The sequence below is a fragment of the Paenibacillus mendelii genome (genome assembly GCF_024498075.1).
Taxonomy (GTDB): Bacteria; Bacillota; Bacilli; order Paenibacillales; family Paenibacillaceae; genus Paenibacillus_Z; species Paenibacillus_Z mendelii.
In genome coordinates this window covers 569,086-585,274 of sequence record NZ_JANHOF010000003.1, presented here as the reverse complement: position 1 = coordinate 585,274, position 16,189 = coordinate 569,086, and the positions used below count along the sequence as shown (strand labels likewise).

Annotated in this window: 11 protein-coding genes; all 11 read right to left on the bottom strand. The window is 57.8% G+C overall.

The window, feature by feature from the left end; all coding sequences use genetic code 11:
* Positions 1–39 precede the first annotated feature (39 nt).
* The 11 genes from NNL21_RS13300 to thiO all read right to left on the bottom strand — a co-directional run bounded on the left by NNL21_RS13300 (position 40) and on the right by thiO (position 16,188).
* Positions 40–369: a hypothetical protein gene (locus NNL21_RS13300; RefSeq protein WP_204819456.1), complete on the bottom strand. Its 330-nt coding sequence runs from the start codon at positions 367–369 to the stop codon at positions 40–42.
* Complete coding sequence (locus NNL21_RS13295) at positions 366–689, bottom strand: alpha-helical endospore appendage domain-containing protein (RefSeq protein ID WP_204819455.1); 324 nt, start codon at positions 687–689, stop codon at positions 366–368. Before NNL21_RS13295 ends, NNL21_RS13300 begins: the two co-directional genes overlap by 4 nt.
* Before the next feature lie 28 nt (positions 690–717).
* Entirely contained in the window at positions 718–1,008 is a 291-nt protein-coding gene (locus tag NNL21_RS13290; RefSeq protein WP_256555204.1) for a nucleoside-diphosphate sugar epimerase, read from the bottom strand.
* A 265-nt stretch (positions 1,009–1,273) separates the two neighbouring features.
* Positions 1,274–1,918, bottom strand: coding sequence for a class I SAM-dependent methyltransferase (locus NNL21_RS13285; RefSeq protein ID WP_204819454.1), 645 nt, complete (start codon positions 1,916–1,918; stop codon positions 1,274–1,276).
* Between the two features lie 3 nt (positions 1,919–1,921).
* Entirely contained in the window at positions 1,922–2,638 is a 717-nt protein-coding gene (locus NNL21_RS13280) for a glycosyltransferase (protein WP_256555203.1), read from the bottom strand.
* Positions 2,631–4,280: a glycosyltransferase gene (locus NNL21_RS36495; protein ID WP_309145325.1), complete on the bottom strand. Its 1,650-nt coding sequence runs from the start codon at positions 4,278–4,280 to the stop codon at positions 2,631–2,633. The genes NNL21_RS13280 and NNL21_RS36495 overlap by 8 nt, the downstream gene beginning before the upstream one ends.
* Before the next feature lie 3 nt (positions 4,281–4,283).
* Positions 4,284–4,598: a glycosyltransferase gene (locus tag NNL21_RS36765; RefSeq protein ID WP_204819656.1), complete on the bottom strand. Its 315-nt coding sequence runs from the start codon at positions 4,596–4,598 to the stop codon at positions 4,284–4,286.
* Positions 4,599–5,233: 635 nt separating this feature from the next.
* Entirely contained in the window at positions 5,234–13,021 is a 7,788-nt protein-coding gene (locus NNL21_RS13265) for a WIAG-tail domain (RefSeq protein WP_256555202.1), read from the bottom strand.
* 106 nt (positions 13,022–13,127) lie between these two features.
* The gene (locus NNL21_RS13260; protein WP_204819452.1) at positions 13,128–13,931 is read right to left on the bottom strand and encodes a hypothetical protein; all 804 of its coding nucleotides are present in this window, start codon (positions 13,929–13,931) and stop codon (positions 13,128–13,130) included.
* A gap of 206 nt (positions 13,932–14,137) precedes the next feature.
* Positions 14,138–15,049: a bifunctional hydroxymethylpyrimidine kinase/phosphomethylpyrimidine kinase gene (gene thiD, locus NNL21_RS13255; protein ID WP_204819451.1), complete on the bottom strand. Its 912-nt coding sequence runs from the start codon at positions 15,047–15,049 to the stop codon at positions 14,138–14,140.
* The gene (gene thiO, locus NNL21_RS13250) at positions 15,046–16,188 is read right to left on the bottom strand and encodes a glycine oxidase ThiO (RefSeq protein WP_204819450.1); all 1,143 of its coding nucleotides are present in this window, start codon (positions 16,186–16,188) and stop codon (positions 15,046–15,048) included. The genes thiD and thiO overlap by 4 nt, the downstream gene beginning before the upstream one ends.
* Position 16,189 lies beyond the last annotated feature (1 nt).

Genomic DNA, 16,189 nt, shown 5'->3' with positions numbered 1-16,189 from the left:
GAACCAGCGCCGAAGCCGGCGCCGTGCTTATTAGTAGGCTCACTTTCGCTTCCTCCCGTTAATGGCCGGCCTCTCTGAACGAACCGGGACTGCGGCTTCATTCGGGGGGAAGGCGCCGGTACGCAGCCATGGTTTGGCGGGAATACCTTGCTGCGGGCGCCGCAGCCTTACGCAGCCAACCGTTTCGGCCATCGATTGCTGCATCGCTGTCAGCGACCGCATATTCTCGCGAATCGATTTCGCCATTACCGGCGAATGCTCGGTGATGTCCGCTACGCTGTCCAAGATCCGCGCCATCGCCTGCTGGCTTCGGGCAATGGAGCGGATCAATTCGATGCGTACCTCCCATTCCTTCATGAACAGGCTCATTCGGTCTTTTCCCCGAAGTCGAAGTTGCCAAACCCGCTGCTCTCCTCCTGATCATGACGAAGCGCCGCTTTAAGAACGTTTGCCATGCCTTGGTTCAGCTTGGACAGACCATCGATGACTTCGATCAATTGCTCGTGGACGCCGAGCGTATCTTTCAGATGTGCCTGATGCTCCTGATATGCATCAGGCGTTACATGGTTGCACAGCCAGCTCCGTACCTTCTCCGCTTCGGACGCCTTCGCTTCCAGTATCACCGCCACGTTCCGCTGAAGCTTGGCGGAGGCTTCCAGCATTCGCGCATATGACGTCTCCCGACTCATGGCCGCATCTTCCTCCCTTTCCTCCGCCCTACTCTTCTTCCTCTTCGCTGAGCTCCTTCATAATTGAATTGATCGTTATGGCGATCGTTTCCTGAAGCTCGGCAATGCTGTTCAAATAATTGACGACGCTGCCCGTCACCGCGTGCGCGCTTTCCATTAATCCACCCATGCCTCCGAATTCCGGATGCCGATCCGGCAGCGCATCCACCATCTGCGACATCCGTACCGCAACATGGCGCTCAGCCTCCAGAACACGCGCCATATGTTCATGCGAATGTGAAATATGCTCGATTAATTCCGTCACGATTTGTTGCGTCAAGAAAAGTCCCTCCCCGCTTCTATCAGCATATGCGCAATAAGCCGGTATGCTACTGCACGGCAGTCAGGCTGCCGTTCACTGCTTATTGTATGTAGACGGCTGAACGCCGTAACGGCAATTGTACGCCAAGGCCTGCTGACTTTCCGCCTGCATAGTCTGCAGTCGGGACATCCTTGATAGCTTCGCTGCAGGGGGCCCTCTGGTATGAGGCTCTTACACCTGCACCTGCACCTGAACCAATACCCAGTGCTTATCGCCAATGAGTTCACGGTAACATTCTTCGTAGCGGCAAATGCGGCCCAAATCGCTCAGAAAACGGGTAATGGTCAAAATCGTCGATCAGCACATATGCCCCCTGCTTCAGAGCCGAAACGAACAGCGGAAATGCCAGCGAACGCCCGTTGCCATGCGGCCCGTCGATAATCATCGCATCGATGGTGCCCCGGCCCGGCACGTTGTCGTGCGCTTCGCTATAGAAAGCATTCCGAAGCGTATAATGTCCATATAACGAGTCCCGAACGGGGGAACCGATTTTGCTCCATAACCGGGCGGACTGATCGGGATGGGCAAAGACGCGCTCCCATTCCTCGTCGGTGATCTGCTTCAGCGTTTGCCGCATGATTGTGACGCAGTCCGGATCTGCACGGCTCTGCAGATCGCTTGCCCATGACGGCTGATGCTCAAGCGTCATCACTTGAAGCGGGAGCAAGCCGAGCCGGTGCAGGGATGATAGAAACATCGTCGATTGCCCCCCGCCCAGCTCCAACAGCTTGACCGCCTGTCCGCCCTCCCCTGGCTCCAGCCGGCGCGCCAAATGGACCAGGGCGCTCTTGCTGATCGTCATCGGCCCGAAGCCGTACCCGGTTTGTTCGGCGTGAAGCATCGACTTCTCGATGTCGCGAACGAGCACGTCTTAGCCCTCCCACGGGATCAAATTCGGCTTTTCATCCAGAATCGATGTATATTGATCGATCCATCCGTAACGTCCTTCACCGTCAAGCCTCATGTAACGGTCATACTTCGCTCTCCGGTCCTCCGGCTTCACCCAGCCGTAATGCTGCACACGAAGCGGATGACAGTTATACGAGAAATACTGGATCGACTGGGGAAATCTGCCGCAATGCTGAGGCGTTTCCTTCCATTCATACGCGGCATCGGCTTGATAACGAATCAGAAACGGCCGGAACGTCTGGTGGGCACGCCAGTAGAAATCCTCCCGGTAATGCGTTTCGCTCCACATGTCATACAAGCGGAAATAGATGGCGTCACTTTGCCGCTGCCGCAGGGTTTCATCCAGTAATGGCCTGCAGCCTGGCTCAAACCACTCGTCCGCGTCCATGTTCAAGATCCAATCCGGTTTCCGGCTTACCGTTTCATGCCATTGCTGCTTGCGCAGCTCCACTTCGTTATGATAAGTCGACTGCTTGTTCCGAACCAGATGCAGCGGTATGCCGCTAAGCATATCACGGCATACATCAGCGGTGTCGTCGGAACTGCCGTCGTCGATAATGACGGCTTCTTCGATATAGTCGCGGTGGGCTTCCAGCGCCCGGCGCAAATAACGGTCCGCTTCATTGCGGACGATCATCGAGAGGGTAAGCTTGCTGCCCTCGCTTCTCAACTTATCCACCCGCCCTCTCCTTCAATTGCTCCTCCAAATAGCGTTTGTTATAAAGCATACTCGGGTGGTCCGGCTGATAGTCCAGCGCTCTCTCATTATATTCATACGCCTTCTTATATTGACCCAGCTTGTCATAGCAGACGCATAATTGCAGATGCGGCAGCCACGTCCATGACGCATGATCGATAAGGGCGCCGGACTGCGGCGGTTCTCCGAGCGTTGTTGCCGTTTCGTACCAATAGATCGCCTCTTGTAACCGGTTCTCGGACATAAACAAAGCGCCTAGCCGGCAGCAGCAATCCGCGCGCGGACGGTCATATTCCATCGTTCGGAACAGCGATCGCAGCTGGCGGTCCCGCTCGTATAGGCGTGCACAGCAATCGGCCAGCTTCAGGCAAGCGGCAATCTGATCCTCGATCCAGCCTTGCTTGGTCGCCAGAAACTTCTCGTATTGATCGGCCGCTTCCTCGAACCAGCCGTGATCGTTCAATTCGTTGGCGAAGTAATACATATCCCTGGGCAGGAATTCCTCGCCCTGCTCAAGCCGCCGCCGGTAAATCTGCAGATTCCGGTCGGTATATGCTTTGTCCTTCTTATGCGTGATGGCGATATCGCGTTGGACGATATTGCCTGCGACCTCCAAATACTCGTGCACGACGCCGATCCACTTAAACCCGCATGGCTCCTCCACCACATCATCCGCATCCAGCCACATGATGTAAGACTCGGTCGCTTTGCCGAAAGCATAGTTGCGAGCGGCGGCAAAGTCATCCACCCAATCGAAGTCATAGATGCGGCCGGTGAACCGGCCGGCAATTTCCTTCGTCCGGTCCGTCGAGCCGGTATCGACGATAATAATTTCGTCCGCGACCCCCTCGACCGACAGCAGACAGCGTTCCAAGGCCTCTTCCTCATTCCTTACGATCATGCAGAGACTTATTGTAATACCCGGATTCGGATCAGGCGATTTCGACCGTATATACCGGACGGCTCCATCCAGATCCGAATCGCGGTAGATGTGATATGCCGGATATCGGGTATCGACATATAATCCGAAGCCAAGCGCGGCTGCCCGTATACAGAAGTGCCGGTCTTCCCCCCAGAACGAGACGTTGGGCAGCCGCCGGAACCGGACGCCCTTCTCCATGGCCGCGCGGCTGATCAACGTGCAGGCTCCCAGCCCGCCGACTTCATAAACGCCCGGCTTCCGCATCTGCTTCAGGAAGGCTTGGGTCTGCCGGCTGGCTTCCTCATCGGCCAGCGGGGTCTGCCTGGAGTTGCGGATAAACGAGTATTCGTCTGTCATCCACACTTGCGGGAGCTCCACCGCTTCCTTCTGCCATTTCGTCCAAAATATATTGGAGATGATATCCTTTCCCGTATGAAATAAACGCTTCACCGTATTCGCATGGATAAGAAGATCCGAATCGATCAAGAACAACGCATCATAGCCCTCTTCAAGGGCATGCTCGATGATCCGGTCCTTCATCGCCGCTACCCGATCCACCAGCGCATCATTCCAGTAATGGGTCTGATCGTCCCGCACGTACGGCTGGCCATCCTTCTCGCTGACAATCGCCACCGCGCCTTCGTTCTGGACGCGAAACGCCTCCAGGAGCCCTCTCGCTTCCTCATCATCGTTGTCATCCAAGAACTAATATTCGACGAGCAGCCCCTCCGCATCTAATTCAGCGAGGGAATCGAGGAACAAACGCAAGATGGCGGGCTTCTGCTTGACGGGACTGGCGACCAGAATCCGCTGTCTTGCCCGGTCCGGACCTCCCGCCTGCTGCTTCTCCTGCTCCGAACCCAGCCCAAGCCGGCTATGGCATATTCCGACCGTCCTGTCGGTCGACCCTGTGTCGTCAACAATGATCTCGTCTACCGCGTCCTTCACGCTCTGCAAGCAGCGCGCGATCGAACGCTCTTCGTCGCGAACGATCATCCACAATGAAGGCTTTCCGGCCATACTGCGAATTGCCCCCCCCATTCCATAGGTTAATCCATTCTCTTACGCTTGTTTTTGTTTATACAAATAGCAGGCTTTCCACTGCTGGCGTTCGAACCGACGGGCGGCTCTGCCCCCCTCCCTTCGGGTTCATAGCGCTGCACAAACAACATCGTTTCGCCCGCAACCGCCGGGTACAGCTGGGCAACTGTGCGGAGTTTGGCAGCGAGAACGGATAGGTCCTCTTCCCTTCTTTTTAAGAAACGATCCATTGTATTCGCATGGCTTGGACAACTTGACTTCTGAAGCCAGACTTCCTTACCTTATGGATCTCCCACAGACAGGATGCCGCCCTCATTAACAGGGGCATTAATTGCCCCTCGTCACCGGCATTCCAGTCCACAATATGGATATAATCGATCAGGGCATTTTACAAGCGTATGCAGCGCGGTCTCATTCCTGACATGAATCGCCAAAGGCTCATGCCGGGTCCCTATGAGCTAGCTCTTAGAAACTGTGATCCGCTGCATCGTCAGAGAGCTGTTTCCTATCTGTTGGCACACACAAAATGGGGCTGCCCTTCGCCATTATGCCAGGACAGCCCTTCGTACCCGTATTCTGATGAACATGCAAGCGGAAACTCATGGTGAGAACCGCTATTTAATTCCGATAGCAATCCAGTTGAGGAGACCTTTCGGCTCGGGACTAATACGCGTCCGAACGATGGTTATTTGCACGCCAACGCTGGACTTCTCCTTAATAACCGCGTAGCAGGACGGATGATCCGTTGTTGCGACGAACGCGAACGTATCATTGGTAAACGGTTCGTCGAAAAATACGGTCACTTCACTCTGCTCACCTTGGCCCATAAAATCATACGAGACCAATCCAAACTGCTGTAATACAGAAGGCTTCGTTGTGCGGACAGGTGAGAAATCAAGCTTGCCAGCATCAATGCTTCCATCCTGCAAGCTGAAGGAACTGGCCATCGCGTCTGGTGCCAAATGATCGGATGTTATGGTTCCCGGCGCGATCTTGTCAGCGGTCACCGCACCTGCCGCGATTTTATCGGACGTGACCACACCTTCGGCCAAATGTTCTTCCGACACGCCTCCGAGCGGCAGCGACTGCTGCATGAGCAGACCTGGCGCCAACTTGTCGATCGTCACCGCGCCGTCACTCAGCGCTTCCGTACTTACCGCGCCTGCGGCCAGCTTCGCTCCCGTCACGGCTCCGTTGCTTAGTTCTCTCCAACTTACCGCACCTGCGGTTAACTTCGCGCTCGTCACCGAACCGTCGCTCAGCGCTTCTTCGCCTACTGCGCCTGCGGTTAACTTCGCGCTCGTCACCGACCTGTCGCTCAGCGCTTCCGCACCTACCGCGCCTGCGGCCAGCTTCGCGCTCGTCACCGAACCGTCGCTCAGCGCTTCCGCACCTACCGCGCCTGCTGCCAGCTTCGCGCTCGTCACTGACCCGTCGCTCAGCGCTTCCGCACCTAATGCGCCTGCTGCCAGCTTCGCGCTCGTCACCGAACCGTCGCTCAGCGCTTCCGCGCCTACCGCGCCTGCTGCCAACTTCGCGCTCGTCACTGACCCGTCGCTCAGCGCTTCCGCACCTACCGCGCCTGCTGCCAGCTTCGCGCTCGTTACCGAACCATCGCTCAGCGCTTCCGCACCTACCGAACCTGCTGCCAGCTTCGCGCTCGTCACTGACCCATCACTCAGCGCTTCCGCACCTAATGCACCTGCTGCCAGCTTCGCGCTCGTTACCGAACCATCGCTCAGCGCTTCCGCACCTACCGAACCTGCTGCCAGCTTCGCGCTCGTCACTGACCCATCACTCAGCGCTTCCGCACCTAATGCACCTGCTGCCAGCTTCGCGCTCGTTACCGAACCATCGCTCAGCGCTTCCGCACCTACCGAACCTGCTGCCAGCTTCGCGCTCGTCACCGAACCGTCGCTGAGCGCTTCTTCGCCAACTGCACCTGCAGCCAGCTTAGCTCTCGTCACTGACCCGTCGCTCAGCGCTTCCGCATTTACAGCACCTGCGGCCAGCTTCGCGCTCGTCACCGAACCGTCGCTGAGCGCTTCTTCGACTACTGCGCCTGCTGCCAGTTTCACGCTCGTCACCGAACCGTCGCTAAGCGCTTCTTCGACTACTGCACCTACAGCAAGCTTCGCGCTCGTCACTGACCCGTCGCTCAGTGCTTCCTCGACTACTGCACCTGCAGCAAGCTTCGCGCTCGTCACTGATCCATCGCTGAGTGATTCCTCGACTACTGCGCCTGCGGCCAGCTTCACGCTCGTCACCGAGCCGTCGCTCAGCGATTCCTCGACTACTGCGCCTGCTGCCAGCTTCGCGCTCGTCACCGAGCCGTCGTTCAACGCCGCTGCACCAACAGCGCCCATCGATAGCTTTGCGCTTGTCACCGCTCCGTCGCTCAACTCTCCCGAACTAACCGCGCCTGCTGCCAGTTTCACGCTCGTCACCGAACCGTCACTCAGCGCTTCTTCGCCAACTGCACCTGCAGCCAGTTTCACGCTTGTCACCGAACCGTCGCTCAGCGCTTCTTCGCCAACTGCACCTGCAGCCAGCTTCACGCTCGTCACTGACCCGTCGCTGAGTGCTTCCGCACCTACCGCGCCTGCAGCCAGCTTCACGCTCGTCACTGACCCGTCGCTGAGTGCTTCCGCGCCTACCGCGCCTGCTGCCAGCTTCGCGCTCGTCACCGAACCGTCGCTCAGCGCTTCCACGCCTACCGCGCCTGCGGCCAGCTTCGCGCTCGTTACCGAACCGTCACTCAGCGCTTCTTCGCCAACTGCACCTGCAGCCAGTTTCGCACTCGTCACTGATCCATCGCTCAGCGCTTCTTCGCCAACTGCATCTGCAGCCAGTTTCGCGCTCGTCACCGAGCCGTCGCTCAGCGCTTCCTCGACAACTGCGCCTGCAGCCAGCTTCACGCTCGTCACTGAACCGTCGCTGAGCGCTTCCTCAACTACTGCGCCTGCTGCCAGCTTCGCGCTCGTCACTGATCCATCGCTCAGCGCTTCCTCGACAACTGCGCCTGCAGCCAGCTTCACGCTCGTCACTGAACCGTCACTGAGCGCTTCCTCAACTACTGCGCCTGCTGCCAGCTTCGCTCTCGTCACTGATCCATCGCTCAGCGCTTCCTCGACTACTGCGCCTGTGGCCAGCTTTGCTCTCGTCACCGAGCCATCGCTCAGCGCTTCCTCGACTACTGCGCCTGCGGCCAGCTTCGCGCTCGTCACTGATCCGTCGTTCAGCGCCGCTGCACCAACAGCGCCCATCGATAGCTTTGCGCTCGTCACCGCTCCGTCGCTCAACTCTCCTGTACTAACCGCGCCCGCAGCCAGCTTCGCTCTCGTCACCGACCCGTTACTCAGCGCTTTCGCACCTACCGCGCCTGCAGCCAGCTTCGCTCCCGTAACCGACCCGTTGCTCAGCGCTTCCTCGCCTACCGCGCCTTCGGCCAGCTTCGTTCCCGTCACGGCTCCCTCGCTCAACGCTTCCTCACTCACCGCGCCTGCGGCCAGCTTCGCACTTGTCACCGAGCCGTTACTTAGCGTCTCCTCGCCTACTGCGCCTGCAGCCAGCTTCGCTCTCGTCACCGAACCGTCGTTCAGGGACTCCCCGCTTACCGCGCCTGCGGCCAGCTTCGCGCTCGTCACCGACCCGTCGCTCAGCGCTTCCTCGCCTACCGCGCCTGCGGCCAGCTTCGCGCTCGTCACCGAGCCATCGCTCAGCATTGCCTCGCCTACCGCGCCTGCAGCCAGCTTCGCGCTCGTTACCGCCCCGCTGCTCAGCGCTTCCTCGCTCACTGCGCCTGCAGCCAGCTTCGCGCTCGTTACCGCCCCGTTGCTCAGCGACTCCTCGCTTACCGCACCTGCAGCCAGCTTCGCGCTCGTTACCGACCGGTTGCTCAGCGCTTCCTCGCTCACCGCGCCTGCAGCCAGCTTTGCGCTCGTCACCGCTCCGTCGCTCAGCGATTCCTCGCTTACCGTACCTGCAGCCAGCTTCGCTCCCGTGACGGCTCCGTCACTCAACGCTTCTTCGCTTACCGCGCCTGCAGCCAGCTTCGCGGCCGTCACCGACCTGTCGCTCAATGCTTTCTCGCCTACCGCGCCTGCGGCCAGCTTCGCGCTTGTCACCGACCCGTCGCTCAACGACTCACTTACCGCGCCTGCGGCCAGCTTCGCGCTCGTCACCGAACCGTCGCTCAGCGATTCTTCGCTTACCGCACCGGCAGCCAGCTTCGCTCCCGTGACCGCTCCGTCACTCAGCGCCTCCTCGCCTACCGCGCCTGCGGCCAGCTTCGCAGCCGTCACCGCTCCGTCGATCAGCGCTTCCTCGCCTACCGAGTCTGCGGCCAGCTTCGCACTCGTCACCGCTCCGTCGGCAAGCGACATCTCACTTACCGCGCCTGCGGCCAACTTCGCGCTCGTCACCGATCCGTCTCTCAGCGTTATATCAGTTACCGCACCTAAGGCCAGCTTCGTGCTCGTCACCGATCCATTGCTCAGCGACTCCTCGATTACCGCACCTGCAGCCAGCTTCGCGCTCGTCACCGAACCGTCGCTCAGCGAGTCCTTGCCTACCGCACCTGCGGCCAGCTTCGCAGCTGTCACAGCTCCGTTGCTCAGCGCTTTCTCGCTTACCGCGCGTGCAGCCAGCTTCACTCCCGTTACAGCTCCGTCACTTAACGCTTCCTCGCTTACCGCGCCTACGGCCAGCTTCGCTCCCGTTACAGCTCCGTCACTTAACGCTTCCTCGCTTACTGCGCCTGCGGCCAGCTTCGCTCCCGTTACGGCTCCGTCGCTCAGCGCTTCCTCGCTTACCGCGCCCGCCACCAGCTTCACGCTCGTAACCGATCCGTTGCTCAGCGCTTCCTCGCTTACCGCGCCAGCGGCCAGCTTCGCACCCGTGACGGCTCCGTCACTCAACGCTTCCTCGCTTACCGCGCCTGCAGCCAGCTTCGCAGCCGTCACCGTGCCCTCGCCCAGCGTTCTAGCGCTGACGGCGCCCGTAGCCAGCTTCGCGCTCGTTATCGCGCCTGCGGCCAGCTTCGCACCTGTTACCGCACCGTCACTCAGCGCGTCCGTACCGACTGCACCTATCGCCAGTTTCGCGATCGTCACAGCTCCATCTCTCAGCGCTTCTGCATCTACTGCGCCGCTCGCCAGCTTCGCGCCAGTCACCGCACCATCGCTTAGCGCTTGCTCGCCTACCGCGCCCGTTGCCAGCTTCGCGCCTGTTACCACGCCATCGCTTAGCGCTTTTTCTCCTACTGCGCCGGCTGCCAGTTTGTCGGTCGTCACGGCGTTGCTGCTTAACGTTTTACTTTCAACGGAACCTGGAATAAGATGGGCGGTTGAAATGGAGCGAGGAGCGATTTTGCCAAGTGTAACAGCACCGGCTTCCAGCTGCACTTCACCTATGGCTCCTTCGCCGATCGACTCCGCCCGAACCGCGCCTTTCGCAAGATGAGCGGCAGTTATTGTGCCGGGTTTAATTTTGCTGCCATGCAAGATGCCATCGGGCGCTTTTTCGAAAGCCAATAATTCACCGGACAGATGCGCCTGCGTAATCGCGCCTTTACGGATATGGTAGCCTTGAATCGACTCCGATTTCAAATGTTTGCTGGCAACCGTCTCCAGCTGGATATGCTCACCGCTAACCGTCAAGGGCGCCAGCTTTGCAAACGTCACCGCTCCATCAGCAAGCTGCTCCGTATCCACCGCTCCTGCAGTCAAATGTGATTGATCCACGCTTTCAGGCTGCAGATGATTGCCGCCGACGGACAACTCGCCCAAATGGGTTTGACCGATTGCGCCTTCCGCCACATGGCTTGCGCCGACAGCTCCTTCCTGCAGGGCAGAAGCGCCTACAGAGCCTGCTTGCAGCTTCGAGCTGCCAACGCTGCCTTCTGCCAGCTTGTGGGAGGTGACGATTCCATCGCACAGATGCTCCTCATGAACGCTTTCCGGTGAAAGATGGATGCCGAGTACCGATTGAATGGCCAGGTGCTGACCTCCGACCGACTCATCCGCGAGATGCCTTCCGGCGACCGCGCCATCCGCGATTTTTCCGCCATTGACGGCGTTATCCGCAAGCGAGCTGCTTTCCACCGCACCCGTTGCAAAATGTTTCGCCAAAAGTATGCTTTCTCCCAGATGCTGAGCTTCGACCGCGCCTTCCGCCAGATGGATGCTATGCACCGCTCGCGGCGAAAGCTGCTTGCCTGATACCGCTTGTGCCGCCAGCTTCCCCCCCGTTACGCTGCCGTCGGCAAGCTTCACCGTTGTGACTGCCCAATCCGTCAGCTTATCGGTCGAAACGCTCTCCTGCGATAGTTTCAGTGAAGTGACCGCATGATCCGCCAAATGGTGGGAGTTCACGCTGCCTGCGCCGAGATGGCGTTCGTTGACGGCGCCTGCCGACAGATGGAGCGATTTGACAGCACCATCCTTCAGAGCAGCCGTATCGATTGCACCATTGGCGATATGCTCCGGTCCAATTAGGCCCGGCTGCAGATGCTTGGAGGCAATCGCCTCCGGCGAAACCGCCTCTTCGGACACAGATCCGGCCGATAGATGGAATGCACGGACAGCTTCCGGTGCAATTTTATCGAAGGTGATCGCCTCATCGGCCAAATGCCTCGTCTCCACCACATTTTCAGCCAGCTTATTGCCATTTACACTTGCTTCGGCAAGCTTGCTGTCAGTTACTGAAGCGTCTGCCAGCTGCTTCTCGCCGACCGAGGCTGCGCTGATGTGAGCCTGTCGAACAGCCTGCGCCTCCAGCTTTCGCCCGCTTACGGAACCGTCCTTCAAGTGTCCGGTCTGCACACTGCCTTCTGTCAAGTGTACCGATTTGATTATACCGGCGGTCAGATGGCGGCCTTCGATGCTGCCGTCGGCAATTTTCTCCGCACTGACGCTAAGCCTTCCCAGATGCCTTCGTTGAACGGCTTCATCCGCCAGCTTCGACCCTGTGATGCTTTGGTCGGCAATTTTGGAAGCCGTCACCGCATGATCGACCAGTTTGATCGTCGATACGGATAGATCAGCAATTTTGGGCGATGTTACCGTACCATCTATCAAATGCCGAGTTGCGATTTCATTATTTGCGACGTGCTCTCCGCCTACGGCCCCTTCCTTCAGCTGTGCTGAACCGACCGCCCCGTCCGCGAGCGCTTCCGTTCCTACGGATGCCGGCTTCAGTTCCCTTGCGCCTACCGCGCCTGCCGCCAAGTGGCCGGAGGTTATCTCTTCTGGGGCCAAATGCTTTCCCATCAGTACCCCGGCAGCCACATGTTCGGCCAGCAGAAGACCAGGCTTCAGATGAAGGGAATCGACCATTCCGAGACCGATTTTCTCACTCGTCACGACCTGGTCCCGCAGTTTGGAAGTCGTAACCGCCCCCTCGGCCAGCTTCGCGGTATTGACGGCTTCGTTGGCGATATTCTCTGAACGGATAGCCCCGCTCTTCACCTTGCTTGATGTAACCGACTGATCCTCCAGCAGGTCGTTCGTAATGATCAACGGCTTCAAATGCTTCGCTTCGATGGAGCCTTCGGCGAATTTATCTCCGCTGATCGTACGGTCGGCCAGTTTATTCGAGCCGATGCTGCCGTCGCGCAGCTTGTCGCTTGTAATCGAACGGTCCCGGATTTTCGATCCGGAAATAGCGTTTTTCGCCAAATGATCGCTAGTTATGGACTCCTGGGCAATCTTTGCTGAGGTTATAGCTCCATCGGCAATTTTAATACTCTCCACTGAAAAATCGGCAATCGTTTGTGTGCTGACCGCTCCGTTGCGCAGACGCGATGTATCGATGGCCCCCGGAGCGATTTTCTCCGTTAGCACTGCCTCGTCGGCGATATCGTCCGTATAGACGAACGGTTCAGGACGGTCCGGCATACGCCGCTCCGCCACAAGCTCTTCCTTGCTAGCTTGATCGATTTTCAACAACGGCTCCGGTTGATCCGCCATGCGGTCTTCCTTACTTGCTTGATCGTCTGCCAGCAATTCCTCAAGCTGCTCCGCTTCCTCGGATAGATCCGTCTCGGGTGCGATCAGCTCAGATGCTTCGGCATGCACATCAGATGCGAAATCCTCATCTTCTGCGCTCATTCTTGTTTCCGTTCCCGTTTCAAAAGTCATTTGCTCACTGTTTGTTCCTTCTTGGATAGAATCAATCAGTGCGGGTTCCACTTCGGCCAGTGCGGCTGTATTCACATGAACCAGCTTTTTGCCGCTTGGACGGACGGCCTCCATGATCGAAGACTCTCCGGGGGACGGCGTGGAAATGCTTGGTTTCTTCTTCACATCGTCAAGCCATTTCAACTCCGAAGCATTCGGATTATCTACATAGAATAACGGCTTTCGCCCTTTGGGGCTTTTCCCTTTCCTGCTCTTCGCCATAGCCCTCTCCTTCTTCCACCTGAAATGTCATAGGTATCATATGCATATACCCATGGGCCGGTCACTTGGAGAGTGAAGCTTTATGACAAAAGATATGATTGCAGTGCTATTCCCGCATCGTTTGAATGCCCTTGGAGAGGGTCGCCATATATAAATTCGTTCCATGCCAATCAATATCGGTAACAGGGACTCCCGCTTTAATGGAGAAGAGCGTTATTCGACCATTCAACGTTCCGAGCCGGAATAAGCCTTTGTCGGTGCAAACGTAGACAGCCTGTTCTTTCGTTGCAACTGCAAATACGAATATACCTCCGAATTGAACCGTTTCGAACCCGCCTCTGCCATTGCTTAATATGAGTTCACCCTTCTCCCCGGCACCGACCAAGCGATCGCGCTCCGCCGCCAGGCTCGTAACACCGATTCCCAGCTCAAATGTAGCCCACCGATCCGTCAAACGATCGTACATAGCAATGCCTTTGTCCAAGGCGATATATAAATATTGCGGCGTAAATAAGAAGTCGTACACGATAGCGTTCTCAAAGGCGGAATGCTTCCAATTCCCCTCCGTTTTGTAGATTAAACCATTCTGCGTGGCGGCAAATATGTATCCCCACTCTTCTTTAAATTGATAACAGGGCTGACTGATATCCGCATACTGCCAACGTTTTCGATGCAGACGGTACAGCCCATGACTTGTGCACGCATACATTCGTCCTTCAATAACTTGAAGCCGGTTCACGGTCGCCCCTTCCGGCAGTCCCTCCGACAGCTTGCTCCAATCCCCTTGCTCGGACATATGATAGACGCCTTGATCCAGCGACGCTGCGATAAGCGAACGATCCGCTTGAACTTTAACCGATGAAAAATGATTAGGCCGCGAACGCCAGTTCTTGAATGAATCGGGCAGCATACATGATTCAACTCCTTGCTCGTTTCGTGTAAGTTTCGGAAGCTCCGATACGACTATCATAGATGATAATGATTATCAACGTCAATTATACTTTCTGACCTGTACCCAATCAAGGGAGATTTCAGTTGTGAATAACGAAACGGCAGACTTGTCGGTCTGCCGTTTCAATCACCTGCTGGAGCTACCTTTAATATTGCTCCAGTTGATTACTCTATCATTTGCCTTTGAGCAGCATGCCATAATGATCCGATTCCCCGGCCGTGAGGAACAGCCTCCGCAATTGCCGCGGTGACGAAACGCTTGGCTTTCCCTGCAGCAGCTGGAACTGTATGTCCTTGGGCCAGAAAAGCGGCGATAGCCGAAGCCAAGGTACAGCCCGTTCCATGCGTGTGCCGCGTTATTATTCGCGGTGACCGCAATAGTAGATGCTCATGAAGTCCGCTTGCCGGCGATCCGACAAGCACATCTATAGCGTCACTGGATCCGCTGGATCCGCTGGATTCGCCCGGCAGGTGGCCTCCCTTGAGCAGCACATATTGCGGTCCGAGCAGGAGCAGACTCCTTGCTGCGTCTATCATATCGGCTGTTGTGCGAATCGTGTCAGCCGGAAGCTCAAGAAGCTCGCAGGCCTCGGGTATATTCGGCGTAACGATTGATGCTATAGGCAGCAGCTCCGACTTGAGAGACTCGATCGCCTCCCTGCGAAACAGTGCTGAACCGTCCTTGGCATACAATACCGGATCCACAACCAGCTGTGCAATGCCGCGGTCTTCCAATGTCTTGGCTACGATTCGGATAATAGCCGATTCGAGCAGCATGCCGGTCTTCACCACATCGGCTCCCATATCGTCGAGCACCGAGATGAGCTGGGTTTCTACAGCTTCCACCGATAGCGGAAATATCGCTTGAACGCCTAGACTGTTTTGAGCCGTAACCGCAGTAAGGGCCGTCATGCCGAATACGCCCAGCTCTTGACATGTTTTTAAGTCCGCTTGAATACCTGCGCCGCCGCCGGAATCAGACCCTGCGATTGTCAATACCCGTGGATGTGGATCTGATCGCAGCCGCTGCTGCCTGCCGCCCGCAATAGCCCGGCCGTCAGGATGCCCCCCGCTCATGATACGCCTCGTCTTGCTGCCATGTGGGCAAACCTGTCCGGAGCGAAAGGCGCCATTGGCATGACCGGTTGATGCCCATCCAGCAAATCTCCGACGATTGCGGCTGTAACCGGGCTTAGCAGAATCCCGTTCCGGTAATGCCCAGCCGCCAGAATGATGTCCGGCCTGCCGGGCAGCGGGCCGATGAGCGGCCAACCGTCACGCGTAGCCGGTCTTAGTCCGGCCCAGCTATGAATCGGGCTGCGCCCCTCCAGGAATGGCAACAGACGCGGACCAACGCGGACCAGCCGCTGGATTCCGCGTTCCGTGACGGATGTATCATAGCCGGCTACGTCTTCCGATGCGCCGCAAACGAGCGTCCCGTTATTTTTGCCGACCCAATAGGCCTGGCTGGAGAACACCATGTGACGTACTTCCCGGACCGGGACATCGAAGGCGCAAATTTGGCCGCGAATCGGATGAATCGGAATAGGAAAGCCGAACGTCTCGGCATATATGCACGCCCAAGCCCCCGCGCATACGACGAGCCGATCGCCAGTGAAGATCCCCGCTTCGGCAGTCTGCACCCGAATGCCGTTATGTTCATCGGAATCAGGTAATGTGATGGCGCCAGCGCGGTCGATCAGCTCCACGCCCAGCTTCCTGCAGGCTGACTCCAATGCCTGAACGAGCAGCGGGGCATAGACATGGCTCTCTTCAGGGCAGTATAGGGCGGCCTGTATTCCCGGGGTCAACGCCGGCTCGAGCCGCTGCAGCTCCGCTCCCTCAACCAGTTCAGCCTTCAAGCCGAAATCCCGCTGCCAAGCGAGCCTCGTCTGCAGCGGCAGCAGATCCGCCTCGTGCAGCGCGACAGTCAGGCTGCCGGTTGTCATGAGCTCCGCGGTCAAGCCGGATACCGATTCGATCTGGCGGAGCCATGCCGGATAGCGGCACAAGCTTTCAACACAAAGATGGAAGAACGGATCGGGCTGCTCCGGATTCTCCGTATAGGGTGCGAGCATGCCTGCGGCAGCACCGGATGCCTGCCCCCCGATTCCACTTGGCTCCACTACTGTTACGCGGGCTCCGCGCTGTGCCGCTTCGAATGCGCATGACAAGCCGATGATTCCACCACCGAGAACAACGACTTTCTCAGGCATG

Bases quoted from the DNA above. Each gene is read 5' to 3' on its own strand.
- NNL21_RS13300 (WP_204819456.1), bottom strand. From the start codon at position 369: ATGAGCCTGTTCATGAAGGAATGGGAGGTACGCATCGAATTGATCCGC.
- NNL21_RS13295 (WP_204819455.1), bottom strand. From the start codon at position 689: ATGAGTCGGGAGACGTCATATGCGCGAATGCTGGAAGCCTCCGCCAAG.
- NNL21_RS36765 (WP_204819656.1), bottom strand. From the start codon at position 4,598: ATGGCCGGAAAGCCTTCATTGTGGATGATCGTTCGCGACGAAGAGCGT.
- NNL21_RS13265 (WP_256555202.1), bottom strand. From the start codon at position 13,021: ATGGCGAAGAGCAGGAAAGGGAAAAGCCCCAAAGGGCGAAAGCCGTTA.
- NNL21_RS13260 (WP_204819452.1), bottom strand. From the start codon at position 13,931: ATGCTGCCCGATTCATTCAAGAACTGGCGTTCGCGGCCTAATCATTTT.
- thiD (WP_204819451.1), bottom strand. From the start codon at position 15,049: ATGAGCGGGGGGCATCCTGACGGCCGGGCTATTGCGGGCGGCAGGCAG.
- thiO (WP_204819450.1), bottom strand. From the start codon at position 16,188: ATGCCTGAGAAAGTCGTTGTTCTCGGTGGTGGAATCATCGGCTTGTCA.